A 3365-nucleotide genomic window follows, 5' to 3' on the forward strand; every position below is an offset into this window, starting at 1 on the left:
GAATCGGGTGGTTCTGCGTTCCAGNACACTCAATAATGTGAGTTAATTTTGGAACATAGAACTGAACACCCTATTTATTAATCATCAAGACGCTCTTTCTCTTTCAGAGGATTTGAGAAATATAGCTTGTGTTCCACATATTCCTGAGTGGCGATCAAAGTCGGTTTGGGCAGCTTTTCGTAGAATCTCGAAATTTCAATTTGTTCGCGGTTCTCGGAAACTTCTTCAAGATTGTCTGTCGATGCAAATTCCTGCAACTTGCGTTCAAGCTCTTTCTTGAGCTCTACGGAAATCTGATTTGCACGTTTGCCTATCACGCAAACTGTTTCGTAAACATTTCCGGTCTGCTCTGCCATGGCGATCATGTCGCGTGTTACCGTATTGAGCGGAGCGTTGGTTTTCTTATAATCCATAATTTCTATTATGACGGTTCACAAAATTTTACTAATAATCAACACAATCAGAGATTCACATGTTTGCTTGCTATCTTGTAAATCGTTTCTGCTTCTTTTTTGTGTTTTGAATCGGGGTAGTTGTTTATGAACGAGTAATATTCATCGACAACATCTCTGTATCTGTCTGCTTGTCGCTCGTTGATACTCTGTTTTGCCTCCTGAAACTTTGATTTCAGAATAAGGAGTTCGAAATCTTCCTTATATTTTGAATAAGGATAATCCTTAAGGGCATTCTGCGATACTATGATTGCAGATTCGTAATTATTCCCCATATAATTACCGAGATTATAATAAAGCTGTGCGTTCTGAAGTTCCTTGAGCGTAAGCTTGTCCTGCATCTCGAAAATTGCGTTCTGCGCTATGGTAACCCTGTCGCTTTTGGGGAAATAGTCAAGAAAACCCTGAAGCTCCTCAATTGCCTTGATTGTGTTTGTCTGGTCAAGTTGAGGGTCGGGAGAGTCAAGATAATAGCCGTATCCGCTGTAGAAACGCGCGAGTTCGGCATATTTCCCCTTGGGATATCTGTTGTAATATGTTTTGAAATATACTGCGGAGTTCGGATAATCTTTGTTTTCATAATAAGACATCGCCAGAAGAAACAATGCTTCCTCTCCGTTTGGACCGCCTCGCAATGGAGTCACAATCTCACTCAGGATAGTCGATGCCTGAAGATATTTCCTTTGATCGTATGCGCGCTTGGCATAATCGAATTTATAATCCACATCATGGCTCTTCAGCACTTTGGTGTATTCTCCACATGAGGCGAGAACCAAAAGAAGTGGTATAAAATATAATAATTTCCGCATGTTTCAATTATTCGCTTTGAATCGCAAAGTTAGTAAAAAAAAATGATATATCGGATAAAGTGAATTAATTTTTAATCAGAAATGCATTCAAACTTTAATATTTCATATATTTCTATTAACTTTGAGGACTAAAACATCAGATGGTTTGAAAACGAAAGCAAACAAAATATCATGTGGCTTGGGAAGCGGTTTTATCTCGCGTCATCCGGTTCTTGCCAATATCGGCATAATTTGCATAATAGCGATACTGGGCATCTATGTGGTGTATGTGGCTATCGCTCTTTTTACAAAGCATGGGCAAAGCGAGGAGTTGCCGGGTGTGGAGGGTAAGACTTACACTGAGGCGGTGAACATATTGCATAAGCGTGGTTTCAAGGTGGATATACGGGACTCGCTTTATCGCGAGGATGTAAAGCCGGGCAGGGTAATCGAGCAGTTTCCCAAGGCAAATTCAATTGTTAAGCCGGGACGTAAGATTTTCTTATATATAAATGCGGTTCATCCCAGGGAGGTTGTGATTGACAATAACGGCAGCCCTAATGAACTTGCCATGAAAGGGGAGTCTTTCAGATCTGCCATGGCTAAGCTTGATGAACTTGGATTCAAGAATGTCAGGGTTGTAAAGGTGCTTGGCTCGACCGACAGGGTCGTAAAGGTGTCGGCAAACGGAAAGCCGGTGCGTAAGATACAAAAGGTGCCTGTTAGCGCATCGATTGTTCTTGAGGTTTCCGACGGACGTCTTGGAGCTGTCAAGGATTCATTGCAGAATGAGGAGCTGATGCGGTATTATCAGGAAAATCCGGAGATTTATCAGACAGATGAGTCGACAGGTGTGGAAGATCCGGGAAATACCCCTTCTGAAATCGAGGAGGAAGAGGAGCAAACCAATACATCTTATCTTGAGTGATGGCAGAGGAAGAAAGTTCATTTTACATAGTTGAGGAAGGAACGGAGTTTTATGAGCACTTCCGTTTTGTTGCCGACAAAGGTCAGCAGATGATACGTGTCGACAAGTTTCTTACCGACAGGATAGAGAAAACTTCGCGCAACCGTGTTCAACAGGCTGCGGATGCCAATTGTGTCCTCGCCAACGGCAAACCGGTGAAGTCGAGCTATAAGGTAAAACCTTTTGATGTCATCAGTGTGGTGATGGATCGACCTCGTTATGATTTTGAGATCATTGCGGAGGATATACCTCTTGATATTGTCTACGAAGACAATTATCTTCTTGTCGTCAATAAACCTGCCGGACTTGTTGTTCATCCCGGTCACGGCAATTACAGCGGAACTCTGGTGAATGCATTGGCGTGGCATTTCAAGGATAATCCGGATTATGACGTGAGTGATCCTCGTCTTGGACTTGTACATCGTATTGACAAAGATACTTCCGGTCTGCTCGTCGTGGCTAAGACTCCTGATGCGAAGACTGATCTGGGACTGCAGTTCTTCAATAAGACAACTCGCCGGGAATACGTTGCGATGGTGTGGGGGGCATTTGATGAAAAAAAAGGAACTATAACCGGAAATATTGCAAGGAATCCCAAGAACAAGCTTCAAATGGCGGTTATGTCGGATCCTGCCATAGGCAAACATGCGGTGACGCATTATGAGGTGATTGAAAGTTTCGGATATGTGACAATCGTAAAATGTGTTCTTGAAACCGGTCGTACGCATCAGATAAGGGTTCACATGCTCAGTCAGGGTCATCCGCTTTTCAATGATGCCAGATATGGAGGTGACAGGATTTTAAAGGGTACTACTTTTGCCAAATACCGGCAATTTGTGGAGAACTGCTTTTCCGTGTGTCCTCGTCAGGCTCTGCATGCGAGAACATTGGGATTCAGGCATCCTGCGACAGGAGAGGAAATGAATTTCGAGTGTCCGATACCGCCGGATATGGAATCTCTTTTTGAAAAGTGGCGTGCCTATCGTGCCGCTGAATGACGTTGCGATAATGATGTGGCGGACATACAGGTGAATATACCTGTAAAAAATATTATATTGATGATGATATTAGCAAAATTATTTGTCACTAGTGTCTCTTAAAAAGTGTTAATCAAATTCGAGGTCAAGAGTTGGATGGCAATTTGCTATTTGTGCTGGC

The 3365-nt window shown here is 42.7% G+C and carries 4 protein-coding genes; 2 read left to right on the top strand and 2 right to left on the bottom strand.

Features of this window, described 5'->3' with window-relative positions:
* Positions 1-77: 77 nt before the first annotated feature.
* Positions 78-413, bottom strand: coding sequence for a DNA-directed RNA polymerase subunit omega (locus JX312_RS10840; RefSeq protein ID WP_123406356.1), 336 nt, complete (start codon positions 411-413; stop codon positions 78-80).
* Positions 414-460: 47 nt separating this feature from the next.
* Positions 461-1261: an outer membrane protein assembly factor BamD gene (locus tag JX312_RS10845; protein WP_124029715.1), complete on the bottom strand. Its 801-nt coding sequence runs from the start codon at positions 1259-1261 to the stop codon at positions 461-463.
* Positions 1262-1406: 145 nt separating this feature from the next.
* Between JX312_RS10845 and JX312_RS10850 the strand changes: the two genes are divergently transcribed.
* Both JX312_RS10850 and JX312_RS10855 read left to right on the top strand, forming a co-directional pair.
* The gene (locus JX312_RS10850; protein ID WP_204458006.1) at positions 1407-2168 is read left to right on the top strand and encodes a PASTA domain-containing protein; all 762 of its coding nucleotides are present in this window, start codon (positions 1407-1409) and stop codon (positions 2166-2168) included.
* A complete protein-coding gene (locus JX312_RS10855) occupies positions 2168-3205 on the top strand; it encodes an RluA family pseudouridine synthase (protein WP_204458007.1) in 1038 nt (345 codons plus the stop codon). The genes JX312_RS10850 and JX312_RS10855 overlap by 1 nt, the downstream gene beginning before the upstream one ends.
* Positions 3206-3365 lie beyond the last annotated feature (160 nt).

This window comes from Barnesiella sp. CU968 (genome assembly GCF_905219685.1).
GTDB lineage: Bacteria > Bacteroidota > Bacteroidia > Bacteroidales > Muribaculaceae > Lepagella > Lepagella muris_A.